The 23,448-nt window shown below is 61.4% G+C and carries 20 protein-coding genes; 7 read left to right on the top strand and 13 right to left on the bottom strand.

What is annotated here, in order from left to right; all coding sequences use genetic code 11:
- The first annotated feature begins 151 nt into the window (after positions 1 to 151).
- The 3 genes from phoB to HX801_RS16750 all read left to right on the top strand — a co-directional run bounded on the left by phoB (position 152) and on the right by HX801_RS16750 (position 3,672).
- The gene (gene phoB / locus HX801_RS16740) at positions 152 to 841 is read left to right on the top strand and encodes a phosphate regulon transcriptional regulator PhoB (RefSeq protein WP_003195617.1); all 690 of its coding nucleotides are present in this window, start codon (positions 152 to 154) and stop codon (positions 839 to 841) included.
- A 43-nt stretch (positions 842 to 884) separates the two neighbouring features.
- A complete protein-coding gene (gene phoR / locus HX801_RS16745; RefSeq protein ID WP_008439473.1) occupies positions 885 to 2,207 on the top strand; it encodes a phosphate regulon sensor histidine kinase PhoR in 1,323 nt (440 codons plus the stop codon).
- Between the two features lie 124 nt (positions 2,208 to 2,331).
- Positions 2,332 to 3,672, top strand: coding sequence for a hemolysin family protein (locus HX801_RS16750; protein ID WP_003213385.1), 1,341 nt, complete (start codon positions 2,332 to 2,334; stop codon positions 3,670 to 3,672).
- A 117-nt stretch (positions 3,673 to 3,789) separates the two neighbouring features.
- Here HX801_RS16750 and HX801_RS16755 read toward each other — a convergent pair whose 3' ends face one another.
- From HX801_RS16755 to HX801_RS16790, 8 genes are all read right to left on the bottom strand, one after another.
- A complete protein-coding gene (locus HX801_RS16755) occupies positions 3,790 to 4,440 on the bottom strand; it encodes a M23 family metallopeptidase (RefSeq protein ID WP_008439474.1) in 651 nt (216 codons plus the stop codon).
- Positions 4,441 to 4,676: 236 nt separating this feature from the next.
- Positions 4,677 to 5,576, bottom strand: a complete 900-nt coding sequence (locus tag HX801_RS16760) for a response regulator (RefSeq protein ID WP_003213389.1) — start codon at positions 5,574 to 5,576, stop codon at positions 4,677 to 4,679.
- Positions 5,577 to 5,700: 124 nt separating this feature from the next.
- A complete protein-coding gene (gene phoU, locus HX801_RS16765) occupies positions 5,701 to 6,462 on the bottom strand; it encodes a phosphate signaling complex protein PhoU (protein WP_003213392.1) in 762 nt (253 codons plus the stop codon).
- Between the two features lie 72 nt (positions 6,463 to 6,534).
- Entirely contained in the window at positions 6,535 to 7,368 is an 834-nt protein-coding gene (gene pstB, locus HX801_RS16770) for a phosphate ABC transporter ATP-binding protein PstB (protein ID WP_003213395.1), read from the bottom strand.
- A 139-nt stretch (positions 7,369 to 7,507) separates the two neighbouring features.
- Positions 7,508 to 9,178: a phosphate ABC transporter permease PstA gene (gene pstA, locus HX801_RS16775; RefSeq protein WP_008439475.1), complete on the bottom strand. Its 1,671-nt coding sequence runs from the start codon at positions 9,176 to 9,178 to the stop codon at positions 7,508 to 7,510.
- Between the two features lie 15 nt (positions 9,179 to 9,193).
- A complete protein-coding gene (locus HX801_RS16780) occupies positions 9,194 to 11,227 on the bottom strand; it encodes an ABC transporter permease subunit (RefSeq protein ID WP_174717804.1) in 2,034 nt (677 codons plus the stop codon).
- Positions 11,228 to 11,657: 430 nt separating this feature from the next.
- Positions 11,658 to 12,647: a phosphate ABC transporter substrate-binding protein PstS gene (locus tag HX801_RS16785; protein ID WP_003213401.1), complete on the bottom strand. Its 990-nt coding sequence runs from the start codon at positions 12,645 to 12,647 to the stop codon at positions 11,658 to 11,660.
- A 329-nt stretch (positions 12,648 to 12,976) separates the two neighbouring features.
- A complete protein-coding gene (locus tag HX801_RS16790; RefSeq protein WP_003213403.1) occupies positions 12,977 to 14,266 on the bottom strand; it encodes an MFS transporter in 1,290 nt (429 codons plus the stop codon).
- A 457-nt stretch (positions 14,267 to 14,723) separates the two neighbouring features.
- On the opposite strand from HX801_RS16790, the gene HX801_RS16795 reads away from it, so the two are divergent.
- Positions 14,724 to 15,128, top strand: a complete 405-nt coding sequence (locus tag HX801_RS16795) for an acyl-CoA thioesterase (protein WP_003176975.1) — start codon at positions 14,724 to 14,726, stop codon at positions 15,126 to 15,128.
- Between the two features lie 58 nt (positions 15,129 to 15,186).
- The gene (locus HX801_RS16800) at positions 15,187 to 16,086 is read left to right on the top strand and encodes a D-hexose-6-phosphate mutarotase (protein ID WP_177022394.1); all 900 of its coding nucleotides are present in this window, start codon (positions 15,187 to 15,189) and stop codon (positions 16,084 to 16,086) included.
- 120 nt (positions 16,087 to 16,206) lie between these two features.
- Here HX801_RS16800 and HX801_RS16805 read toward each other — a convergent pair whose 3' ends face one another.
- From HX801_RS16805 to HX801_RS16825, 5 genes are all read right to left on the bottom strand, one after another.
- Entirely contained in the window at positions 16,207 to 16,740 is a 534-nt protein-coding gene (locus HX801_RS16805) for a DUF3299 domain-containing protein (protein WP_023659290.1), read from the bottom strand.
- Positions 16,741 to 16,818: 78 nt separating this feature from the next.
- Positions 16,819 to 17,064: a GlsB/YeaQ/YmgE family stress response membrane protein gene (locus HX801_RS16810; RefSeq protein WP_003213408.1), complete on the bottom strand. Its 246-nt coding sequence runs from the start codon at positions 17,062 to 17,064 to the stop codon at positions 16,819 to 16,821.
- A 103-nt stretch (positions 17,065 to 17,167) separates the two neighbouring features.
- Entirely contained in the window at positions 17,168 to 18,253 is a 1,086-nt protein-coding gene (locus HX801_RS16815; protein ID WP_102370181.1) for a 5-(carboxyamino)imidazole ribonucleotide synthase, read from the bottom strand.
- 12 nt (positions 18,254 to 18,265) lie between these two features.
- Positions 18,266 to 18,757, bottom strand: a complete 492-nt coding sequence (gene purE, locus HX801_RS16820; RefSeq protein WP_003213411.1) for a 5-(carboxyamino)imidazole ribonucleotide mutase — start codon at positions 18,755 to 18,757, stop codon at positions 18,266 to 18,268.
- Between the two features lie 332 nt (positions 18,758 to 19,089).
- Positions 19,090 to 19,998, bottom strand: coding sequence for a LysR substrate-binding domain-containing protein (locus HX801_RS16825; protein ID WP_003213413.1), 909 nt, complete (start codon positions 19,996 to 19,998; stop codon positions 19,090 to 19,092).
- Positions 19,999 to 20,179: 181 nt separating this feature from the next.
- Between HX801_RS16825 and aspA the strand changes: the two genes are divergently transcribed.
- A complete protein-coding gene (aspA, locus tag HX801_RS16830) occupies positions 20,180 to 21,604 on the top strand; it encodes an aspartate ammonia-lyase (RefSeq protein ID WP_003213415.1) in 1,425 nt (474 codons plus the stop codon).
- 392 nt (positions 21,605 to 21,996) lie between these two features.
- Positions 21,997 to 23,448 (top strand): sodium:alanine symporter family protein, encoded by a 1,452-nt coding sequence (locus tag HX801_RS16835; RefSeq protein WP_003213417.1) that lies wholly within the window; start codon positions 21,997 to 21,999, stop codon positions 23,446 to 23,448.

The raw sequence follows: 23,448 nt of genomic DNA on the forward strand, positions 1-23,448 counted from the left end.
GGAACCTTCCTTTTGTGGTTGTCAGGATTCGGACCCAAAGCGTAGTCCAGAGAGGCAAGGATTGCCCAGGCGACTAAATTACTGTCACACGACTGCAATAATTCCGTTATCTAATGCGGCGCAAGACAGTTAAATGACAAGAGGATTTAGCATGGTTGGCAGGAGCATTCTGATCGTTGACGACGAAGCGCCCATTCGCGAGATGATCGCCGTTGCGTTGGAAATGGCCGGCTATGACTGCCTGGAGGCGGAGAACTCCCAGCAGGCCCATGCCATTATCGTCGACCGCAAGCCGGACCTGATCCTGCTGGACTGGATGCTGCCCGGCACCTCCGGCATCGAACTGGCCCGCCGCCTCAAGCGTGACGAGCTGACCGGGGATATCCCGATCATCATGCTCACCGCCAAGGGCGAAGAGGACAACAAGATCCAGGGCCTGGAAGTCGGCGCCGATGACTACATCACCAAGCCCTTTTCCCCACGGGAACTGGTCGCCCGTCTGAAAGCCGTTCTGCGCCGTGCCGGCCCCACCGATGGTGAAGCGCCTATCGAAGTCGACGGCCTGATCCTTGACCCGATCAGCCACCGCGTAACCATCGACGGCAAACCCGCCGAGATGGGCCCCACCGAATACCGCCTGCTGCAATTCTTCATGACCCACCAGGAGCGCGCCTACACCCGCGGCCAACTGCTGGACCAGGTCTGGGGCGGCAACGTGTATGTGGAGGAGCGCACCGTCGACGTGCATATCCGCCGCCTGCGCAAAGCCTTGGGCGACGCTTACGAGAATCTGGTACAAACCGTGCGCGGCACCGGCTACCGGTTTTCCACCAAAGGCTGAGCCAGCCCGAACTGCCCAGACAGCTGAAAGGACGCGTGTTTAAGTGAACCAAAACTGGCATGGCACCCTGATCCGCCACATGCTCCTGTTGATCACCGGCTGCCTGCTGGTGGGCCTGGTCAGCGGCTATTACGGCTGGAGCCTGGCCGTCGGCCTGGGCCTTTACCTGGGCTGGACCCTCAAGCAACTGCTGCGCCTGCACGAATGGCTGCGCCAGCACAAACCCGACGAAGCACCACCCGACGGCTACGGCCTGTGGGGCGAGGTGTTCGACAGCATCTACCACCTGCAACGCCGCGACCAGCGTGTACGCGGGCGCCTGCAAGCGGTGATCGACCGGGTGCAGGAGTCCACCGCGGCACTGAAAGACGCGGTGATCATGCTCGACAGCGACGGCAACCTGGAATGGTGGAACCGCGCCGCAGAGACCTTGCTGGGTCTCAAGACGCCCCAGGACAGCGGCCAGCCGGTGACCAACCTGGTGCGCCACCCGCGTTTCAAGGAGTATTTCGAGCAGGACAACTACGAAGAAGCCCTGGAAATCCCGTCACCGACCAACGACCGCGTGCGTATCCAGCTGTACCTGACGCGCTACGGCAATAACGAACATTTGATGCTGGTGCGTGATGTCACACGCATCCATCAGCTGGAACAGATGCGCAAGGACTTCGTCGCCAACGTCTCCCACGAACTGCGCACACCGCTGACAGTGATCTGCGGTTATCTGGAGACGCTGCTCGATAACGTCGAAGACGTGAACCCGCGCTGGACCCGTGCCCTGCAACAGATGCAGCAGCAAGGCTCGCGCATGCAAACCCTGCTTAACGACCTGCTGTTGCTGGCCAAGCTCGAAGCCACCGATTACCCCTCGGACAACCATCCGGTGCCGGTGCAAAGCCTGTTGCAGACGATCAAGAGCGACGCCCAGGCATTGTCCGGGCAGCGTGAACAGCAGATCACCCTTGAAGCCGACCCATCGATACTGCTCAAGGGCAGCGAGGGCGAGTTGCGCAGCGCGTTTTCCAACCTGGTGTTCAACGCCGTCAAATACACCCAGGACAAAGGCAACATCCGCATCCGCTGGTGGGCCGACGACCAGGGCGCACACCTCAGCGTGCAGGACTCCGGGATGGGCATCGACGCCAAGCATTTGCCGCGCCTCACCGAGCGTTTCTACCGCGTCGACTCCAGCCGCAACTCCAACACCGGCGGCACCGGGCTCGGCCTGGCCATCGTCAAACATGTGCTGCTGCGCCATCGCGCGCGGCTGGAAATCAGTAGCGTGCTCGGCCACGGCAGTACCTTTACCTGCCATTTCCCGCCGGCCCAGGTGACACGTTCCCGGGTCCTTCATCAGGACGAGTGACCCTCCGCCCGGCAGCCGCCACTAGGCAAGCGCCCCGTCAGCCGCTACATTGGCGGACTTGCGCCTGCCTTTCAGGCCCACCTGCTCACCCTTTTCGATTAGACGGAACCCGCAAAACCCCATCATGGACCCTTCCCCTGGCATCACCCTCGCGACACTCTTCGCCGACTTCGGCATGATTCTTTTTGCACTGATCCTGGTACTGCTCAACGGCTTTTTCGTTGCGGCGGAATTTGCCATGGTCAAACTGCGCTCGACCCGGGTCGAGGCCATCGCCCACAAGAACGGCTGGCGCGGGCAGATCCTGCGCACCGTACACAGCCAGCTCGACGCCTATCTGTCGGCCTGCCAGTTGGGTATCACCCTCGCCTCCCTGGGCCTGGGCTGGGTCGGTGAACCGGCCTTCGCGCACATCCTCGAGCCGTTGCTGGGGGCGATCGGTGTGCAGTCGCCGGAAGTGATCAAGGGCGTGTCGTTCTTTGCCGCCTTCTTCGTGATCTCTTACCTGCACATCGTGGTCGGTGAACTGGCGCCCAAGTCCTGGGCCATTCGCAAGCCCGAGTTGCTGTCGCTGTGGACCGCCGTGCCGCTGTACCTGTTCTACTGGGCCATGTACCCGGCGATCTACCTGCTCAACGCCAGTGCCAACGCCATCCTGCGCATCGCCGGCCAAGGCGAGCCTGGCCCGCACCACGAGCACCATTACAGCCGTGAAGAACTGAAACTGATCCTGCATTCCAGCCGTGGCCAGGACCCGAGCGACCAAGGCATGCGCGTGTTGGCCTCCGCCGTGGAAATGGGCGAGCTGGAAGTGGTGGACTGGGCCAACTCCCGGGAAGACCTGGTGACCCTGGACTTCAACGCACCGCTCAAGGAAATCCTGGCGCTGTTCCGTCGCCACAAGTTCAGCCGCTACCCGGTGTACGACGCCGTGCGCAACGAGTTCGTCGGCCTGCTGCACATCAAGGACCTGCTGCTGGAACTGGCGGCCCTGGACCACATTCCCGAGTCGTTCAACCTGGCCGAGCTGACCCGCCCGCTGGAACGCGTATCGCGCCATATGCCGCTGTCGCAACTGCTCGAGCAGTTCCGTAAAGGCGGCGCGCACTTCGCCCTGGTGGAAGAGGCCGACGGCAAGGTCATCGGCTACCTGACCATGGAAGACGTTCTGGAAGTACTGGTAGGCGACATCCAGGACGAACACCGCAAGGCCGAGCGCGGCATCCTCGCTTACCAGCCGGGCAAATTGCTGGTGCGTGGCGACACGCCGCTGTTCAAGGTGGAGCGCCTGCTGGGCGTCGACCTGGACCACATCGAAGCCGAAACCCTGGCCGGGCTGATCTACGACACCCTGAAGCGGGTGCCGGAAGAGGAAGAAGTGCTGGAAGTCGAAGGCCTGCGCATCATCATCAAGAAGATGAAAGGGCCGAAGATCGTGTTGGCCAAGGTGCTATTGCTCGACTAGGGCACACCCCCTGTAGGAGCGAGCTTGCTCGCGAAGGACGTTAACAATAACGCTGGGACCCTGACACCCGGCAGCGCCCTCAGGTTTTTCGCGAGCAAGCTCGCTCCTACAAAAGCCTTACCGCGTGCCCAGCGCAAAGTTGGGCAACGCCTGCACCGGCTGGTTGAATTCATAGGGAATCGACACCAGCCCCGACGCCGTCGTGCGCTGCACCACAAAATGCAGATGCGGCCCGCTGCTGTTACCGGTATTGCCCGACAGCGCCAGCGGGCTGCCCACCGCCACGCGCTGCCCTTCCCTGACGCTGACCGACCCTTGCTTGAGGTGCAGGTACACGCCTTGCGTGCCGTCATCGTGCTGCACCCGCACGAAATTGCCCGATGGATCGCTGCCGCGCCCGCTCTGCTCGTTCTCGGTTTTCAGTACGACACCGCCACGTGCCGCGATGATTGGCGTGCCTTCAGGCATGGCAATGTCCATCGCATAACGGCTTTTGAGCTCGGAGTGGCTGAAGGTACCGTTGGGGCCTTGGGTGAGACGGAACGGCCCGCCACGCCAGGGCAAGGGATAACGATAGGAAGCGGGTTGCGACGGATATACAGGCTTGGGAATCACCCGCTCCTGATACACAAACGCCTGCGCCCCGGGCGTGTACCGGTCGCTGAAGACCACAGCGCCGTCGGCGTCGATGGATTTGTAGAGGGTCATGGACATCGCCGGCATGACAACGGCGAACAGTCCACACAACAGCAGTGAGCGCACGAGCATCGGGTTGGCCTGCCAGGGACGACTGAATGGCAGGCTAACAAGGGATCATGACAGTGCTATGTGAACCAAACACTAACCCTGTGGCGAGGGGGCTTGTCCCCCGTTGGGCTGCGCAGCGGCCCCAGTAGAGTTATCGCGCAGGGTCAGGCAGAACTCAATTACAGGGTTTGGGGCCGCTACGCAGCCCAACGGGGGACAAGCCCCCTCGCCACAGGTTTTTTTAAGACCCCATCAAGTCACGCACCCGGCACAAAATGCTTCTGTGCGGTCCCGCGGGCGATCAGCCGCGAAATGTAGTCAAGCTTCTGCGCATCCTGGTCGATAAACCGGAAGGTCAGTTGCAGCCAGTCACTGTCGGGCTTGGGCTCGTAGGCCACCACGGCATGCAGGTAGCCATTGAGACGCGCCACTTCAGCGTTCTCACCCTGCTCCAGGTCGAGCACGGCGCTTTCCAGTACCTGAGGCAGGATTTCACCACGACGCACCACCAGCAGCGCCTCCTTGATACTCAGGGCCTTGATCACACACTGCTGGGTGCCACTGGACAGGCGCAACTGGCCCTGGCCACGACCGCTGGCAGGCGACGCTGCCGCAGCCACCTGCACCGGCGGGCTGTTGAGCAGGCCTTTGCTGGGCGCGGCCACCGGGGCCGGCTTGACTGCGTCAGGCTTGCCACCAGTGAGGGCGCTGAGGGAATCGTTACCGAACGCCGAGTTCATCTTGGTCGGTGCGCTGGCGATCAGCGCGTCGAGGCGGCCAATCTTGTTCAGTGCCTGCTTGACCTTGTTCAGCAACTGCTCGTTGGTGAATGGCTTGCTGACGTAGCCGGAAACCCCGGCCTGGATCGCCTGCACCACGTTTTCCTTGTCGCCACGGCTGGTCACCATGACGAAAGGCATGGCTTTGAGATGAGGCTGTTCACGGCACCAGGTCAACAGTTCCAGGCCGGACATTTCCGGCATTTCCCAGTCGCACAGCACCATGTCGAAGGTTTCGCGCATCAGGATGGCCTGGGCCTTTTTGCCGTTCACCGCATCTTCGATCTTGATCCCCGGGAAGTAGTTACGCAGGCACTTCTTCACCAGGTCGCGAATAAACGAGGCGTCATCCACCACCAATACACTGACTTTGCTCATCGACCCTTCATCCTATAAAAACCCCGGCAAGCATAACGCTTCGCTGATGGCGTTTTGCCAAAAATTCCAACACCACAAACGAAAACGCCCGACCAAAGGCCGGGCGTTTATTTCTCGGGCAATCTTACTTATCGTCAGGAACGCCCGGAACATTAGGGATTTGATCGGTCGTACCTTCAACTTCTGCTTTCATCCGCTTGAGGCCCATGTGCCGCACGTCGGTACCCCGCACCAGGTAAATCACCAGTTCCGAGATGTTGCGTGCGTGGTCGCCGATGCGTTCCAGCGAACGCAGTACCCAGATGATGCTCAGTACCCGCGAGATAGAGCGCGGGTCTTCCATCATGTAGGTCGCCAGTTCGCGCAGCGCCGTCTTGTATTCGCGGTCGATGGTCTTGTCGTATTGGGCCACCGACAACGCCAGCTCGGCGTCGAAACGGGCAAACGCGTCGAGGGCGTCGCGAACCATGTTGCGCACCTGGTCACCGATGTGGCGCACTTCGACATAACCACGCGGCGCTTCGCCTTCCTCACACAACTGGATGGCGCGGCGGGCGATCTTGGTGGCTTCGTCACCGATGCGCTCCAGGTCGATCACCGACTTGGAGATGCTGATGATCAAACGCAGGTCCGACGCCGCCGGCTGACGACGGGCCAGGATGCGCAGGCATTCTTCGTCGATGTTGCGTTCCATCTGGTTGATCTGGTCATCGATCTCGCGCACTTGCTGGGCCAGGCCCGAGTCGGCCTCGATCAGCGCGGTGACGGCGTCGTTGACTTGCTTCTCCACCAGCCCGCCCATGGCCAGGAGGTGGCTGCGCACCTCCTCAAGCTCGGCGTTGAACTGCGCGGAGATGTGATGGGTAAGGCCTTCTTTGCTAATCATGTTGGCGTCCTTGGAACGTCCAGTAAGGTGCGGTCGACCGCAGCATCAGTTCAGTGAGCAACCAGCCACCTGCTAGCCGTAGCGACCGGTGATGTAGTCTTCGGTCTGCTTCTTCGCCGGGTTGGTGAACAGGGTATCGGTGTCGCCAAATTCCACCAGCTTGCCCATGTACATGAACGCGGTGTAGTCGGAAACCCGCGCCGCCTGTTGCATGTTGTGGGTCACGATGACGATGGTGAACTTGGATTTGAGTTCGTAGATCAGCTCTTCGACTTTCAACGTGGAGATGGGGTCGAGTGCCGAGCACGGTTCGTCGAGCAGCAGCACTTCCGGCTCCACGGCGATGGTGCGGGCGATCACCAGACGTTGCTGCTGGCCGCCGGACAAACCGAGGGCCGACTCGTGCAGGCGGTCCTTGACCTCGTCCCACAGCGCCGCGCCTTTCAGTGCCCACTCAACGGCTTCGTCGAGGACGCGCTTTTTGTTGATGCCCTGGATGCGCAGGCCGTAGACCACGTTTTCGTAGATGGTCTTGGGAAACGGGTTGGGCTTCTGGAACACCATGCCCACCCGGCGCCGCAGCTCGGCTACGTCTTCGCCCTTGCGGTAGATGTTGGTGCCGTACAGGTTGATCGCGCCCTCGACGCGGCAGCCGTCCACCAGATCGTTCATCCGGTTGAAGGTGCGCAGCAGGGTCGACTTGCCGCAACCGGACGGGCCGATGAAGGCGGTCACGCGCTGCTTCGGAATGTTCATGCTGACGTCGTACAGCGCCTGCTTGTCGCCGTAGTACAGGCTCAGGCCCGGGACTTCGATGGCCACGGTTTCCTGGGCCAGGCTCAGGCTCTGCTTGTCGCGACCCAGGGCTGACATGTTGATGCCGTGGGAATGGGTTTCATGTTGCATGGGATGCTCCCTGTGCTACCAATTCGTTTTGTGGGAGCGGGCTTGCTCGCGAAGGCGTCAGGTCAGTTGACCCATGTATGACTGATACACCGCATTCGCGAGCAAGCCCGCTCCCACATTTAGTCCGCGTTCACTTCAATTAACTGTCCAGCGCTTTGTATTTTTCGCGCAGGTGGTTACGAATCCACACCGCCGACAAGTTGAGCGTGGCGATCACCAGCACCAGCAGCAAGGCGGTGGCGTACACCAGCGGCCGCGCGGCTTCGACGTTGGGGCTCTGGAAGCCGACGTCATAGATATGGAAGCCCAGGTGCATGATCTTCTGGTCCAGGTGCAGGTACGGGTAGTTGCCGTCCACCGGCAGCGACGGCGCCAGTTTCACCACACCCACCAGCATCAGCGGCGCCACTTCACCGGCGGCGCGGGCCACGGCGAGGATCATGCCGGTCATCATCGCCGGGCTGGCCATCGGCAGCACGATCTTCCACAGCGTTTCCGCCTTGGTCGCGCCCAGTGCCAAAGAACCTTCACGTACGGTGCGAGGAATCCGCGCCAGGCCTTCTTCAGTGGCCACGATCACCACCGGTACCGCCAGCAGCGCCAGGGTCAGGGACGCCCAGAGCAGGCCAGGCGTACCGAAGGTCGGTGCCGGCAAGGCTTCGGCGAAGAACAGCCGGTCAACCGAGCCGCCCAGTACGTACACAAAGAAGCCAAGGCCGAACACGCCGTAAACGATGGCGGGTACACCGGCCAGGTTGTTCACCGCGATGCGGATGATCCGCGTCAGGGTGTTCTGCTTGGCGTATTCACGCAGGTACACCGCCGCCAGCACGCCGAACGGGGTCACGATCATCGCCATGATCAGGGTCATCATCACGGTGCCGAAGATCGCCGGGAAAATCCCGCCTTCGGTGTTGGCTTCCCGTGGATCGTCGCTGAGGAATTCCCAGACCTTGCTGAAGTAGAAACCAACCTTGGTCATGTAGCCCATGGCGTTCGGCTGGTAAGCGTGCACCACCTTGCCAATGCCGATTTCGATTTCTTTGCCGTTGGCATCGCGGGCGGTCAGGCTGTCGCGGTTGAACTGGGTGTGCAGGTCGGCCAGGCGGGCTTCGATATCCTTGTAGCGGTTGTTCAGTTCGGCGCGGCCGCTGTCCATGTCGGCCTGGGCGGTGGCGTCCAGCTTGCCTTCCAGCTCCAGCTTGCGACCGTGCAGGCGGATGCGTTCGAGGCCGGCGTTGATGGCGCCGATGTCGGACTTCTCGAGGGTCTTGAGCTGGGCCGCGAGCTTGTTGACGCGGTCCACGCGGGCTTGCAGTTCCGGCCAGGCCGCCTCGCCTTCGGCGATCACCTTGCCGTCCTGCTTGACGTTGACCAGGGTGCCGTAGAAGTTGCCCCACTCACGACGCTCGATGGCCATCAACTCGACCGGCTTGGTCTGGTTGGTCAGCCACTCGCCGACGATCCAGGTGAAGTCATTGCCGTTCAAGTCACGGTTGCCGACCTTGATCAGCTCGCGGGTCATGAACTCCGGGCCTTGGTCCGGCACCGGCAAGCCAGCGCTTTTCAGGCGCTCGCGGGGCACTTCTTCTTTCTGCACCACTTCGCCGACGACGATGTGATTTTCCTGGCCCGGCACGTTGTAGTTGGCCTGGATCAGGTCGGCCGGCCAGAAGTGGCCCAGGCCACGCACGGCAATCACGGCCAGCAGACCAATGGTCATGATGACCGCGATGGACACCGCGCCACCGCTGATCCAGACGCCCGGGGCGCCGCTCTTGAACCATCCATTCAGGGAGTTCTGTTTCACAGACTTCTACCTTTCTTAAAGCGACGAGTATTTCTTGCGCAGACGCTGACGAATCAGCTCGGCGAGGGTGTTCATGATGAAGGTGAACAGCAGCAGCACCAGCGCCGAGAGGAACAGCACGCGGTAGTGGCTGCCGCCGACTTCCGATTCGGGCATTTCCACCGCGACGTTGGCTGCCAGGGTGCGCAGGCCTTCAAACAGGTTCATCTCCATCACCGGCGTGTTGCCGGTGGCCATCAGCACGATCATGGTTTCACCGACCGCGCGGCCCATGCCGATCATCAGCGCCGAGAAGATGCCCGGGCTGGCGGTCAGGATCACGACGCGGGTCATGGTCTGCCATGGCGTGGCGCCCAGGGCCAGGGAGCCCAGGGTCAGGCCGCGCGGCACGCTGAACACGGCGTCTTCGGCGATGGAGTAGATGTTCGGGATCACCGCGAAACCCATGGCCAGGCCGACTACCAGGGCGTTGCGCTGGTCGTAGGTGATGCCCAGGTCGTGGGAGATCCACATGCGCATGTCGCCGCCGAAGAACCAGGTTTCCAGGTACGGGCTCATGTACAACGAGAGCCAGCCCACAAACAGGATGACCGGGATCAGGATCGCGCTTTCCCAGCCATCCGGGACCCGCAGGCGGATCGACTCAGGCAGGCGGCTGAAGACGAAGCCGGCCACCAGGATGCCAATCGGCAGCAGCATCAGCAGGCTGAAAATCCCCGGCAGGTGCCCTTCGACATACGGCGCCAGGAACAGGCCGGCGAAGAAGCCGAGGATCACCGTCGGCATCGCTTCCATCAATTCGATCACCGGCTTGACCTTGCGGCGCAGGCTCGGGGCCATGAAGTAAGCGGTGTAGATCGCAGCGGCAACGGCCAGTGGTGCGGCCAGCAGCATGGCGTAGAACGCGGCCTTCAGGGTACCGAAGGTCAGGGGCGCCAGGCTCATCTTGGGTTCGAAATCGGTGTTGGCGGCGGTCGATTGCCAGACGTATTTAGGTTCGTCGTAGTTTTCGTACCAGACCTTGCTCCACAGCGCGCTCCAGGAAACTTCCGGGTGCGGGTTGTCCAGCAGCAGCGGTTGAAGCTTGCCGCCGGCCTCGACGATCACCCGGTTGGCCCGTGGCGACATGCCGAAGATACCGTTGCCGTCGACCACCTGGTCCACCAGCAACGTACGGTGGGCAGTGCTGTGGAACACGCCGAACTTGCCGGAAGCGTCGAGGGCGGTGAAGCCTTTGCGACGTTCTTCAGCAGTGATTTCAACGATAGGCGCGGTGCCCATCTGGAAGGTACGGATCTGCTTCAGGCGTTGTTCGCCGTCCGGGTCGCGGGCCATGAACCACTGCGCCAGGCCACCGCTGGAGTTACCGATGATCAGCGAGATGCCGCCCACCAGTTGGGTGCTGGCCGTGACTTGCGCCACGCCGTCTTCCAATAATTTGTAGCGACCGTTGAGGCTGTTGTCCCGCAGGCTGAAAACGTCGGCCTGGGCGCGACCGTTGATCACGTACAGCCACTGCTGGCGCGGATCAACGAAGATGGCTTTGACCGGCTCGGTCATTTGCGGCAGCTCGATGCGTTTCTGCTCGGTGGTGACTTCCTCGGTCATCATGTTTTCTTCACGGCTGATGGACAGCACGTTCAGATGGGCACCACTGGAACCGGCCACCACCAGCGTCGAGTCGGTCGCGTTCAAGGCGACATGCTCAAGGGAGCGGCCCTGTTCGTCGAGGACGATCGGTGTTTCGCCGTAAGGGTATTCGACGGCGGGCGAGATGGTCTTCTTGCCGTCCGGGTACGACACTTTATAGGTGTGACGGAAAACCAGGGACTGGCCGTTGGACAGGCCGAGGATCACCAGCGGGCTGCCGGGCTGGTCTTCACCAATGGAGGCGACTGTCACGCCCGCAGGCAACGGCAGGTCAACGCGCTTGAGTTCGGCACCCGTGTCAACGTTGAAGAACAGCGCCTGGCCCTTGTCGGAAACCCGCATGGCGACCTGGTTCTGTTCTTCCATGGAGATCATCAGCGGCTTGCCGGCGTCCTGCAGCCAGGCAGGCGCGAGGGCCTCTTCCTTGGTCAGGTTGGCGCCGTGGAACAGCGGCGCGACCACGTAGGCGAGGAAGAAGAAGATCAAGGTGATCGCGCCCAGGACGGCGAGGCCGCCAATCAGCACGTACCAGCGGGTCAGGCGATCCTTGAGCGCGCGGATGCGGCGCTTGCGTTGCAGCTCAGGCGTATTGAAATCAATGCGCTTGGGGGGAGAAGTCGTCGTCATGGTGGAATTGGCCAGATCATTCATGCGCACACCCTAGCGATCCTGTATGACAGAAAGATGACAATGCAGTGACGCAAGAAATCCGCCGCGTAGCAGGGCTGGCAGCGGATTAAAAAATGGGAGGCGAGGTCCAGGTCTTACAGACCCCGCCCGGGCCTTGAACCGTGGGTAAACCGCGGTTCCAGGCAGGTTTACCGGCGGCTTATTTGCCACCTTCTTTCAGGCCCAGGTCAGCCAGTGCCTTGGCGGCAACTTTGGCTGGCAGCGGGATGTAGCCGTCTTTCACTACCACTTCCTGGCCCTGTTTGGACAGAACCAGCTTCACGAACTCGGCTTCCAGCGGGGCCAGAGGCTTGTTCGGGGCTTTGTTGACGTAGACGTAGAGGAAGCGCGACAGCGGGTATTTGCCGTTCAGGGCGTTTTCTTCACTGTCTTCGATGAAGTCAGTGCTGCCTTTCTTGGCCAGGGCCACGGTTTTCACGCTGGCGGTTTTGTAACCGATGCCCGAGTAACCGATGCCGTTCAGCGAGGAGCTGATGGACTGCACAACCGACGCCGAACCAGGTTGTTCGTTCACGTTAGGCTTGTAGTCGCCTTTGCACAGGGCTTCTTCCTTGAAGTAGCCGTAGGTGCCGGATACCGAGTTGCGACCGAACAGTTGCACTGGCTTGTTGGCCAGGTCGCCGGTCACGCCCAGGTCGCCCCAGGTCTTGACGTCAGCCTTGGCGCCGCACAGACGAGTCGAGGAGAAGATCGCGTCGACTTGTTCCATGGTCAGGTGCTGGATCGGGTTGTCCTTGTGCACGAACACGGCCAGGGCATCCACGGCAACCGGGATCGCGGTTGGCTTGTAGCCGTACTTCTGCTCGAAGGCAGCCAGTTCGGTGTCCTTCATCTTGCGGCTCATCGGGCCCAGGTTGGAGGTGCCTTCAGTCAGCGCAGGAGGTGCAGTGGCGGAGCCGGCGGCCTGAATCTGGATGTTGACGTTCGGGTATTCCTTTTTGTAACCCTCAGCCCACAGGGTCATCAGGTTTGCCAGGGTATCGGAACCAACGCTGGACAGGTTGCCCGACACACCAGTGGTCTTCACGTAAGCCGGAATCGCCGGGTCAACACCAGCGGCTACCGCGTTAGCGGTCGCAACGCCAGCAGCGACAAAAGTCATTGCCGCCATCAAACGTTTCAGTTTCATGCCTTGCTCCTAGCAGATAGGGATAGTTGGATCGGGGCCAAGTATCGGTAGGCCGTGTGAACACTCTATGTCTGGAATATGACAATTAGATGAAAGGCCAGCATTTATGAAAAAGCTGACAGGAAGGAGAAACGCCAATAAATCCGGGGCTTGCGAGGAGGTTGGAGCGATTTCGTGGAAACAATCTGTAATCGTTGTAAGGCAAAATCTGTGGCGAGGGAGCTTGCTCCCGCTGGGTCGCGTAGCAGCCCCCAGAATGGAACGGCTGCGCAGTTCAACGGGAGCAAGCTCCCTCGCCACAAGGTTATCCGGCAGTTTTCAAAAACGTGTCAGCGCCCGCGCTTCCACAGGTACCCACCCACCGCCATCCCCATCACGCACAGGGCCGCCACGTAGTAAGCAGGGCCCATCGGGCTTTCCTTCATCAGCAGCGACACCGCTAACGGCGTCAGGCCACCGAATACGGCGTAGGCGACGTTGTAGGAGAACGACAAACCGCTGAAACGCACCACCGGCGGGAACGCTTTCACCATGACATAGGGCACCACGCCGATGGTGCCTACAAACAGGCCGGTCAAGGCGTACAGCGGGAACAGCCAGTCCGGGTGAGCCATCAGGCTGTGATAGAGCGTCCAGGACGTTGCCAGCAACAAGGCACAACCGATGATCAGCACGCGCCCGGCACCAAAACGGTCGGCCAGGGCGCCGGAAGCGATACACCCCAGGCTCAGGGTGACGATGGCCAGGCTATTGGCCTGCAGCGCCACCGTTGGGCTGAAGTGGTAGATCGTTTGCAGCACGGTCGGCGTCATCAGGATAACCACGACCACACCGGCCGACAGCAGCCAGGTCAACAGCATCGACAGTACGATGGCGCCACGATGGTCACGCAACACCGCGCGCAACGGCAGCTCGGCCGCCAGGGTCTTGCGCTGCTGCATCTCGGCGAAGATCGGGGTTTCGTGCAGCCAGCGACGCAAGTACACCGACAACAGGCCGAACACGCCACCCAGCAGGAACGGAATGCGCCAGGCGTAATCCGACACCTGTTCCGGGCTGTAGAGCGTGTTGATGGCGGTGGCCACCAGCGAACCCAACAGGATGCCGGCCGTCAGGCCGCTGGTCAGGGTGCCGCAGGCATAACCGATGTGACGGGGCGGCACGTGCTCGGACACGAACACCCACGCGCCCGGCACTTCACCGCCAATCGCCGCGCCCTGGATCACGCGCATCAGCAGCAACAGGATCGGCGCCCACAGGCCGATCTGCGCGTAGGTCGGCAGCAGGCCCATGATCAGGGTCGGCACGGCCATCATGAAGATGCTCAGGGTGAACATCTTCTTGCGCCCCAGCAGGTCGCCGAAGTGCGCCATGATGATCCCGCCCAACGGCCGCGCCAGGTAGCCGGCGGCGAAGATGCCGAAGGTCTGCATCATGCGCAGCCATTCGGGCATGTCCGCCGGGAAGAACAGCTTCCCGACTACCGTCGCAAAAAATACGAAGATGATGAAGTCGTAGAACTCCAGCGCCCCGCCCAAGGCAGACAGCGACAGGGTTTTGTAGTCGTTGCGGGTCAGCGGGCGCGACGGTTGCGCACTGCTTGCGGGCACGGAGGACATGGCAAGGCTTCTCTTATAGTAGTCAGGACGGCAAGCCCGGGACTTGCGGCAGGCTTGGCAAGATAGCAAATCGCTTGAAAAAGCACAGCGTTGAGCCGTTAACAGTTCAGATCCGCGAAATATTTCCGTAGCAGACGTGCAATTAATATGAGCAGGAGCACAGTTGCCGGAAAAAGCCGCGATACAGCGTCTATTTACCGACCAAATGAGCGTAGGGAGGTCGTCGTGGCGCCGACGGCTCGATATACTCGGCCCTTGCAAGCGCCAGACCCGCATCCTTGAGGGGCTGCTGTGCCAAAACGCCGTTGGTTATACACCAGCCGATTTGGCAGAGTTTCCCTTTAGTACGCCTTACGAGAAACGCATCGAGCGGTGTATGTTGGTGCTGAAACGTTTTTCCAGAAGACGGCTATCCACTTGAAATACCCATGAAGCGTCACGGGTCAGAGGCACCGGCATGATCGAACTCGAACAAGAAGATCCTATCCCGCAAGGCGATCTCGCCCTGCAAATCACCGCACTCCCGCGTGAAACCAACGGTTTCGGCGACATCTTCGGCGGCTGGCTGGTCGCGCAGATGGACCTGGCCGGCACCGCCATGGCGAGCAAGGTTGCCGGTGGCCGCGTAGCCACCGTGGCGATTGATCGCATGGCATTCCTGGTGCCCGTGGCCGTCGGCGCACAGTTGTCCTTCTATACCCAGGCCCTGGAAATCGGCCGCAGCTCGATCCAGATGATGGTCGAAGTGTGGAGCGACGACCCGCTGTCCAGCGAATGGCGCAAAGTCACCGAGGCGGTGTTTGTGTTCGTTGCCATCGATGGCAGCGGCCGCACCCGCTCGGTTCCGTCGCGGGCGCGTTAAACATCGCGACGTTTTGACGGTCCATTGCCCCATTGTCTGCCATTGAGAGCGCGCGCCTATGTCTACGCCCAACGTTGAAACCGTAAAACTGGATGAGCTGAACGCTTGGCGCATCCGCCACAACGGCGCCGAATTGGTGGTGGCCCAGCAAGGCGCGCACATCGTGAGTTACCAGCGCACCGGCGAGAAGCCGCTGATCTGGCCCAACGATCAGGTGCTGTTCAAGAAAGGCAAAGGCATTCGTACCGGCGTGCCGGTGTGCTGGCCGTGGTTTGGTGTGTTCGACCGCAACCCGCAGAGCGTCAAGGCCATGTACCAGGGCGCCGAGCCGGCCGGTGCCCATGGTTTCGTGCGGACCGCTGACTGGACGTTGGCTGGCGTTGAGGCTGAAGGCACAGCGCTGAGGGTTGAGCTGGAACTGCCGGTGCCTGAAGGTGGCTTCCCGGGTTGGCCGCATCAGGTCGACCTGAAGATGAGCATCCTGCTGGATGATCAACTGCACATCCGCCTGACCAGCCACAACCACGGCGCCGAGACCGTCAGCCTCAGCCAGGCGCTGCACAGCTATTTTGCGGTCAGCGATGTACGCAACGTGCAGGTCGACGGCCTGGACGGGCGGGACTATATCGATACGGCCGACGGCTGGACCCCAAAGCAGCAATCCGGGCTGCTGCACTTCACCGCCGAGACCGACCGCATCTACCTCGACACCCCGACTCAAGTGAACATCGTCGATAAAGACTGGCAGCGCCGCGTTCAGCTCACCAGCACAGGCTCGCGCTCGACGGTGATCTGGAACCCGTGGACCGAACGTGCCAAGGCCTTCAGTGACATGGCCGACGACGGCTGGCAGGGCATGTTGTGCATCGAGACCGCGAATGTGCTGGACGATGTGGTGACGCTGGCGCCGGGTGAAAGCCATACCCTGGGCGTGAGCATCAGCGATATCGCCCTGTAACCCCAATCAAAAATGTGGGAGCGGGCTTGCTCGCTAATGCGGCGTTCCAGTTAGTGCATGTGCTGACTGACACACCGCATTCGCGAGCAAGCCCGCTCCCACATTAGGTTCTGCATCAGATCAGAGATCCGATTCCTTGACCGCCCGCACCTTCCCCGCATCCAACGCATACGCCGCATCGGCCAGGTCATTGTTGACCTTCTCCACCTTCAGCGTGCCCGTCACCCACAGCGGCGTGTAGATGTCATCCAGCTTCAAGCCCTTGGGATAACGCACCAGCACCAACTGGTTGGGCGGCGGTGGCGGAACGTGGATGCAGGCGCCCGGATAAGGCACCAGGAAGAACAGCGTGCTGCGGCCCTTGGCGTCGGTTTCCAGCGGCACGGGGTAGCCGCCAATGCGAATATTCTTGCCGTTCATGGCAGCCACCGTCTTGGTGGAATACATAACCGCCGGCAAACCCTTGCTCTGCTTCAGGCCACCCTTTGCGGTGAACGTGCCTTGGGCTTCCGGGGAGTTGTGGTCGATTTCCGGCATTTCTTCGAGGGCTTTCTGGTCCGACTTGGGCATCAGTTCCAGCCAGTCGGTTTCCGGCAGTTCGCCAGCGTGGGCCAACCCGGTGCATAGAAGAAGGGATAACAGAAGACGGCGCATGGAGAGGCTCGGCAAGGATTACAGTGCCGGCATTCTAGCCCTCTGCGCCTGCGCAGCGCAGAGGGCCTGGTCGCTAAATTACTTCTTTTTCAGCAGACCGTAGATCACCAGCAGCACCACGGCACCCACCAGCGCACCAATGAAGCCTGCGCCCTGGCCCGCCTGATAGATGCCCAGTGCCTGGCCACCATAAGTCGCAACCAGCGAACCGGCGATACCCAGCAGGATGGTCATGATCCAGCCCATGCTGTCGTCGCCTGGCTTCAGGAAACGCGCCAGCAGGCCGACGATCAAACCGATAAAGATGGTCCCAATGATACCCATGGCATTTCCCTCTGATTGAAGTGAATTCAGTCAAAGCCTAGTCAGACTTTGGCTTCCTGCAATCAGAGGGTGGCGGGTACCAATGGTTCCGCCCGGCCTTGGGTTATTGCTCGGCGATCAGCGCTTCGACCTTGAGGATCTGCGCTTGCAGCGTCGCGCGATCCTTGCAGCGCAGGTTGGCGTGGCCGACCTTGCGCCCGGCCTTGAACGCCTTGCCGTAGTGATGCAGATGGCAGTCATCAATCGCGATCACGCGATCAACCGGCGGCACCACGCCGATGAAGTTGAGCATGGCGCTCTCGCCGACTTTTGCCGTGGAGCCCAATGGCAAGCCCGCTACCGCCCGCAGGTGGTTTTCGAACTGGCTGCACTCGGCGCCTTCGGTGGTCCAGTGCCCGGAGTTGTGCACGCGCGGGGCGATTTCGTTGGCCTTGAGGCCACCGTCGACTTCAAAGAACTCGAACGCCATCACGCCGACGTAATCCAGTTGCTTCAGCACACGGCTCGAATAATCTTCGGCCAGGGCCTGCAGCGGGTGGTCAGTGCTGGCCACGGACAGCTTGAGGATGCCGCTGTCGTGGGTGTTGTGCACCAGCGGGTAGAAACGCGTTTCGCCATCGCGGGCACGCACGGCAATCAGCGAGACTTCACCGGTGAACGGCACGAAGCCTTCCAGCAGGCAGCCGACGCTGCCCAGTTCGGCGAAGGTACCGACCACGTCGGCGGCGGTGCGCAGGACTTTCTGGCCCTTGCCGTCGTAACCCAGGGTGCGGGTCTTCAACACGGCCGGCAGGCCGATGGAGGCGACCGCGGCGTCCAGGTCAGCCTGGGACTGGATGTCGGCGAAAGCCGGTGTCGGGATGCCCAGGTCCTTGAACATGCTCTTCTCGAACCAGCGGTCACGAGCGATGCGCAAGGCTTCGGCGCTCGGGTATACCGGCACGAACTGCGACAGGAAGGCCACGGTTTCAGCCGGGACGCTTTCGAACTCGAAGGTCACCAGGTCGACTTCATCGGCCAGTTGGCGCAGGTGATCCGGGTCGCTGTAGTCCGCACGCAGGTGTTCACCCAGGGCAGCTGCACAGGCATCTGGTGCCGGATCCAGGAAAGCGAAGTTCATCCCCAGCGGCGTACCCGCCAGGGCCAGCATGCGGCCCAGTTGGCCGCCACCGATTACACCGATTTTCATCAATCAACCACCTCAGGCAATGCGTGGGTCTGGATTGTCCAGGACGCTGTCTGTCTGCTCAGCACGGAATTTTTTCAGCGCCGCGTGGAACTGCGGGTGCTTGGCGCCAAGGATGCTGGCGGACAACAAGGCAGCGTTGATCGCGCCGGCCTTGCCGATCGCCAGGGTGGCCACCGGAATACCGGCGGGCATCTGCACGATGGACAACAGCGAATCCACGCCCGAGAGCATCGACGACTGCACCGGTACGCCCAGCACTGGCAGGTGAGTCTTGGCTGCACACATGCCTGGCAGGTGAGCTGCGCCGCCGGCACCGGCGATGATTACCTCGATGCCACGGGATTCTGCTTCATCGGCATACTGGAACAGCAAATCCGGAGTGCGGTGGGCGGAAACCACCTTCACTTCGTAGGGAATGCCGAGTTTTTCCAGCATATCGGCGGTGTGGCTAAGGGTGGACCAATCGGACTTGGAGCCCATGATCACGCCAACCAATGCACTCATCGTCGTGCCTCTTCTCTCTGGGCGCCCGCAGGCGCGTCAAAAAACAACAAGCCACGCGGGAAATCCAGCGTGGCTTGTTGTACGAATTAAGGCCGGTTGGACCGGCCGAAGGCCGCGCAGTATACCGTAATAACGCAGATAAACAGCCCCTGGAATGACCATCTGTCTTACACCTCAAACAGGCGGTTTTATTGACTTCCAGGTCAGCGAACACACCAGAAAACTAATGTGGGAGCGGGCTTGCTCGCGAATGCGGTGGATCAGCCACCGATGGGTTGACTGACACTACGCTTTCGCGAGCAAGCCCGCTCCCACATTTGATCTGTGTGGGCTCAGGTATTCTGCGCCGCGCCGCCTTCCAGCTTGCGCCACAACAACCGCACGTTCGCCTTGCGCACCAACGCACAGCGATACAACCGGATCTCCAGCGGCACATGCCATTGCGGGCCGCCGCACACCACCAGCTCACCCCGGGCCAGCTCGGCGCGCACGCTCAACTGCGGCACCCAGGCAATGCCCAAGCCCTCAAGGGCCATGCTTTTCAGGCTGTCGGCCATGGCCGTTTCGTAAATCGTGGTAAAGCGCAGCGCCCGCTGGCGCAGCAGCAGGTTTACCGAGCGCCCCAGGAAAGCTCCGGCGCTGTAGGCCAGCAGCGGCACGCTGCCCTCGCCTTCCAGGTCGAACAGCGGCTTGCCGTCGGCATCGGCGGCGCACACCGGCAGCATCTCGGTGTTGCCCAGGTGCAGCGACGGGAAGATCTCCGGGTCCATCTGCATCGCCGCATCCGGGTCGTAGAACGCCAGCATCAAATCGCAACCGCCTTCACGCAGCGCATGCACGGCGTCGCCCACGTTGGTGGCGACCAACCGCGTGGCGATGTTCAGCCCTTCGTTTCGCAACTGCGCGATCCAGCGCGGGAAGAAACCCAGGGCCAGGGAGTGCGCCGCCGCCACTTGCATGACTTCACCCTGCCCGCCTTCCAGGTGATGCAGGTGGCGCAGCACCTCGCCGAGCTGCTCGACCACGGTCCGCGCGGTGACCAGGAACAACTGCCCCGCCGCCGTCAGTTCGACCGGCGTGCGCGAGCGATTGACCAGGGTCAGCCCCAGCGCCGCCTCCAGGCTGCGGATGCGCCGACTGAACGCCGGCTGGGTGACGAAGCGCCGCTCAGCCGCCTGGGAGAAGCTGCGGGTGGCAGCCAGGGCGCTAAAGTCTTCCAGCCATTTGCTTTCAAGGTTCATCACATCCTCCCGGGGCACGCACCATTTTGGCACACACGTCCGTCATGGTAACGGGGTCACACCGACATTATGCCGTTTATGCATAGGCCAGTGTTTAACAGCATTGGCCCAAAATCTCCTGCAAGCCTAGCATTCACAGCGTTCCGGCCTAGCCCGGGTCCATATCGAGATGATTTCCGTCATGTCCTCCGCTGCATCTTTCCGCACAGAAAAAGACCTGCTTGGCGTACTCGAAGTACCCGCTCAAGCGTATTACGGCATCCAGACCCTGCGAGCGGTGAACAACTTCCGTCTCTCGGGCGTTCCGATTTCGCATTACCCGAAATTGGTGGTCGGCCTGGCAATGGTCAAGCAGGCAGCTGCTGACGCCAACCGCGAGCTGGGCCAACTCAGCGAAGCCAAGCACGCTGCCATCAGCGAAGCCTGTGCCCGTCTGATCCGCGGCGATTTCCACGAAGAGTTCGTGGTGGACATGATTCAAGGCGGCGCTGGCACTTCAACCAACATGAATGCCAACGAAGTCATCGCCAACATCGCGCTGGAGGCCATGGGTCACAGCAAGGGCGAATACCAATACCTGCACCCCAACAACGACGTGAACATGGCGCAGTCGACCAACGACGCCTACCCGACCGCGATCCGCCTGGGTCTGCTGCTGGGCCACGACGCGCTGTTGGCCAGCCTCGACAGCCTGATCCAGGCGTTCGCTGCCAAGGGTGAAGAATTCAGCCACGTCCTGAAAATGGGCCGTACCCAGCTGCAAGACGCCGTGCCGATGACCCTCGGCCAGGAATTCCGTGCCTTCGCCACCACCCTCGGTGAAGACCTGGCCCGCCTGAAGACCCTGGCGCCTGAGCTGCTGACCGAAGTGAACCTGGGCGGCACCGCCATCGGTACCGGCATCAACGCCGACCCGCGTTACCAGGCCCTGGCCGTCCAGCGCCTGGCGACCATCAGCGGCCAGCCGCTGGTACCGGCTGCCGACCTGATCGAAGCCACCTCCGACATGGGCGCTTTCGTGCTGTTCTCCGGCATGCTCAAGCGTACCGCGGTGAAGCTGTCGAAGATCTGCAACGACCTGCGCCTGCTGTCCAGCGGCCCACGCACCGGCATCAACGAAATCAACCTGCCGGCGCGTCAGCCAGGCAGCTCGATCATGCCCGGCAAGGTCAACCCGGTGATCCCGGAAGCCGTGAACCAGGTGGCGTTCCAAATCATCGGTAACGATTTGGCGCTGACCATCGCGGCCGAAGGCGGCCAGCTGCAACTGAACGTGATGGAGCCGCTGATCGCCTACAAGATCTTCGACTCGATCCGCCTGCTGCAACGCGCCATGGACATGCTGCGCGAGCACTGCATCGTCGGCATCACTGCCAACGAAGCCCGCTGCCGCGAGTTGGTGGAACACTCCATCGGCCTGGTCACCGCGCTGAACCCGTACATCGGCTATGAAAACGCCACCCGCATCGCCCGTATCGCCCTTGAAAGCGGCCGCGGCGTGCTGGAACTGGTGCGCGAAGAAGGCTTGCTCGACGACGCCATGCTCGACGACATCCTGCGCCCCGAAAACATGATTGCCCCACGTTTGGTCCCCTTGAAGGCCTAAGCGTTTGTTGCACCGCTCACCAGGTTGAGGGACTAGACACCTCTCACCTTTTGAGGGCCTGAAGGCTCGTTCTTCAGGCCCTTTTTTTTGCCTCAAGGTTGTGAAATGACGCCAATAAAAACTCCAAGATCGCCCAACAAACCCGCCTTGCCCGTAACGCCTTGGCTGAAACCTTTAATCGCCTCGTGCAGACGGATCACCCACTCCTAGGTATAGTGCCGCCCCTCTTCGCGTCAGCGGTCGTCGGTAACGAGACCCTGGGAAGCGCGAAACCGCATGAATAACAACACCCGCAAAAGGATTGGGGTCGAAGCGTCGTGCACTGCCTGGTGCCGAGCGATGCGTCGGACCGTCCTGCGTTTGCCATTAGAAAAATCAGCGAGGAACACTCCATGCTAGAAGTCATCAACGACTTCCTCTCAGGGAAAGTATTGATCGTGCTCATTGTCGGGCTCGGTGGTTACTTCACGATCCGCTCGCGTTTCGTTCAGTTGCGTCACTTTTTCCACATGTTTTCGGTGTTTCGCGACAGCCTGAAAAGCAGCGCCGGCCAGCTCAGTTCGTTCCAGGCGCTGATGCTCAGCCTCGCCGGGCGCGTGGGTGCCGGCAACATCGCAGGCGTCGGCATTGCCGTGACCCTGGGTGGTCCGGGCGCCGTGTTCTGGATGTGGGTCACCGCACTGGTGGGCATGTCTTCGAGCTTTATCGAGTGCTCCCTCGGCCAACTGTACAAACGCACCGACGCTGAAGGCACCTACCGTGGTGGCCCGGCGTATTACATCCAGCACGGCCTGCACAAACGCTGGCTGGGCATGGTGATGGCGTTCCTGCTGCTGGTGACTTTCGGCTTCGCCTTCAATGGCCTGCAAGCCCACGCCGTCACCCACTCGCTGAACAATGCATTTGGCCTCGACACCACCTACACCGGCCTGGCCCTGGCGGTGCTGCTGGGCCTGGTGTTCATCGGCGGGATCAAGCGTATCGCCTCGATCGCCGACCTGCTGGTGCCGGTCAAGACCCTGGTCTACATCGCGGTGACCCTGTACGTGATCGTGCTGCAATTCGACCACGTGCCGGCCATGCTCGCGACCATCGTCAAGAGCGCTTTCGGCCTCGACCAGGCCTTCGGTGGCCTGGTGGGCAGCGCGATCATCATGGGTGTGAAACGCGGCGTGTTCGCCAACGAAGCCGGCCTGGGCAGTGCGCCTAACGTGGCGGCAGTCGCCTCGGTTGAACACCCGATCGCCCAAGGCGTGGTTCAGGCGTTCAGCGTATTCCTCGACACCTTCGTCATCTGCACCTGCACCGCGCTGCTGATCCTGCTCTCGGGCTTCTACACCCCGGGCTTTGAAGGCGACGGCATTGCCCTGACCCAGAACTCCCTGGCGGCGGTGGTGGGTGACTGGGGCCGGATGTTCATCTCGGTGGCCCTGGCGTTGTTCGTGTTCACCTCGATCATGTACAACTACTACCTCGGCGAGAGCAACCTGCGCTTCATCGTGGGCGACAACCGCAAGGTGCTGATGGGCTACCGCGCGCTGGTGCTGGTGCTGATTTTCTGGGGTTCCATCGAGAACCTGAGCACCGTGTTTGCTTTCGCCGACATCACCATGACCATGCTGGCGTTCGTCAACCTGTTCGCCCTGGCGTTCCTGTTCAAGATCGCCATGCGCATCCTGAATGACTACGACGGCCAGCGTGCTGCGGGCATCAAGACCCCGGTGTTTGATTCCAGCAAGTTCCCGGACCTGGACCTGGACCGCAAGGCCTGGCCGGCAAATCCGGTGAAGCCTGAGCCAGCCGCTCAAGCGACGGCAGAACTTAACGCTCAAGCGCAACGCTAA

Source organism: Pseudomonas sp. G1002, assembly GCF_013385455.1.
GTDB lineage: Bacteria > Pseudomonadota > Gammaproteobacteria > Pseudomonadales > Pseudomonadaceae > Aquipseudomonas.

What these genes read in the sequence shown, in the direction of transcription:
- phoB (WP_003195617.1), top strand. Translation starts at nt 152, where the DNA reads ATGGTTGGCAGGAGCATTCTGATCGTTGACGACGAAGCGCCCATTCGC.
- HX801_RS16750 (WP_003213385.1), top strand. Translation starts at nt 2,332, where the DNA reads ATGGACCCTTCCCCTGGCATCACCCTCGCGACACTCTTCGCCGACTTC.
- HX801_RS16755 (WP_008439474.1), bottom strand. Translation starts at nt 4,440, where the DNA reads ATGCTCGTGCGCTCACTGCTGTTGTGTGGACTGTTCGCCGTTGTCATG.
- HX801_RS16760 (WP_003213389.1), bottom strand. Translation starts at nt 5,576, where the DNA reads ATGAGCAAAGTCAGTGTATTGGTGGTGGATGACGCCTCGTTTATTCGC.
- phoU (WP_003213392.1), bottom strand. Translation starts at nt 6,462, where the DNA reads ATGATTAGCAAAGAAGGCCTTACCCATCACATCTCCGCGCAGTTCAAC.
- pstB (WP_003213395.1), bottom strand. Translation starts at nt 7,368, where the DNA reads ATGCAACATGAAACCCATTCCCACGGCATCAACATGTCAGCCCTGGGT.
- HX801_RS16785 (WP_003213401.1), bottom strand. Translation starts at nt 12,647, where the DNA reads ATGAAACTGAAACGTTTGATGGCGGCAATGACTTTTGTCGCTGCTGGC.
- HX801_RS16790 (WP_003213403.1), bottom strand. Translation starts at nt 14,266, where the DNA reads ATGTCCTCCGTGCCCGCAAGCAGTGCGCAACCGTCGCGCCCGCTGACC.
- HX801_RS16795 (WP_003176975.1), top strand. Translation starts at nt 14,724, where the DNA reads ATGATCGAACTCGAACAAGAAGATCCTATCCCGCAAGGCGATCTCGCC.
- HX801_RS16800 (WP_177022394.1), top strand. Translation starts at nt 15,187, where the DNA reads ATGTCTACGCCCAACGTTGAAACCGTAAAACTGGATGAGCTGAACGCT.
- HX801_RS16805 (WP_023659290.1), bottom strand. Translation starts at nt 16,740, where the DNA reads ATGCGCCGTCTTCTGTTATCCCTTCTTCTATGCACCGGGTTGGCCCAC.
- HX801_RS16810 (WP_003213408.1), bottom strand. Translation starts at nt 17,064, where the DNA reads ATGGGTATCATTGGGACCATCTTTATCGGTTTGATCGTCGGCCTGCTG.
- HX801_RS16815 (WP_102370181.1), bottom strand. Translation starts at nt 18,253, where the DNA reads ATGAAAATCGGTGTAATCGGTGGCGGCCAACTGGGCCGCATGCTGGCC.
- purE (WP_003213411.1), bottom strand. Translation starts at nt 18,757, where the DNA reads ATGAGTGCATTGGTTGGCGTGATCATGGGCTCCAAGTCCGATTGGTCC.
- HX801_RS16825 (WP_003213413.1), bottom strand. Translation starts at nt 19,998, where the DNA reads ATGAACCTTGAAAGCAAATGGCTGGAAGACTTTAGCGCCCTGGCTGCC.
- aspA (WP_003213415.1), top strand. Translation starts at nt 20,180, where the DNA reads ATGTCCTCCGCTGCATCTTTCCGCACAGAAAAAGACCTGCTTGGCGTA.
- HX801_RS16835 (WP_003213417.1), top strand. Translation starts at nt 21,997, where the DNA reads ATGCTAGAAGTCATCAACGACTTCCTCTCAGGGAAAGTATTGATCGTG.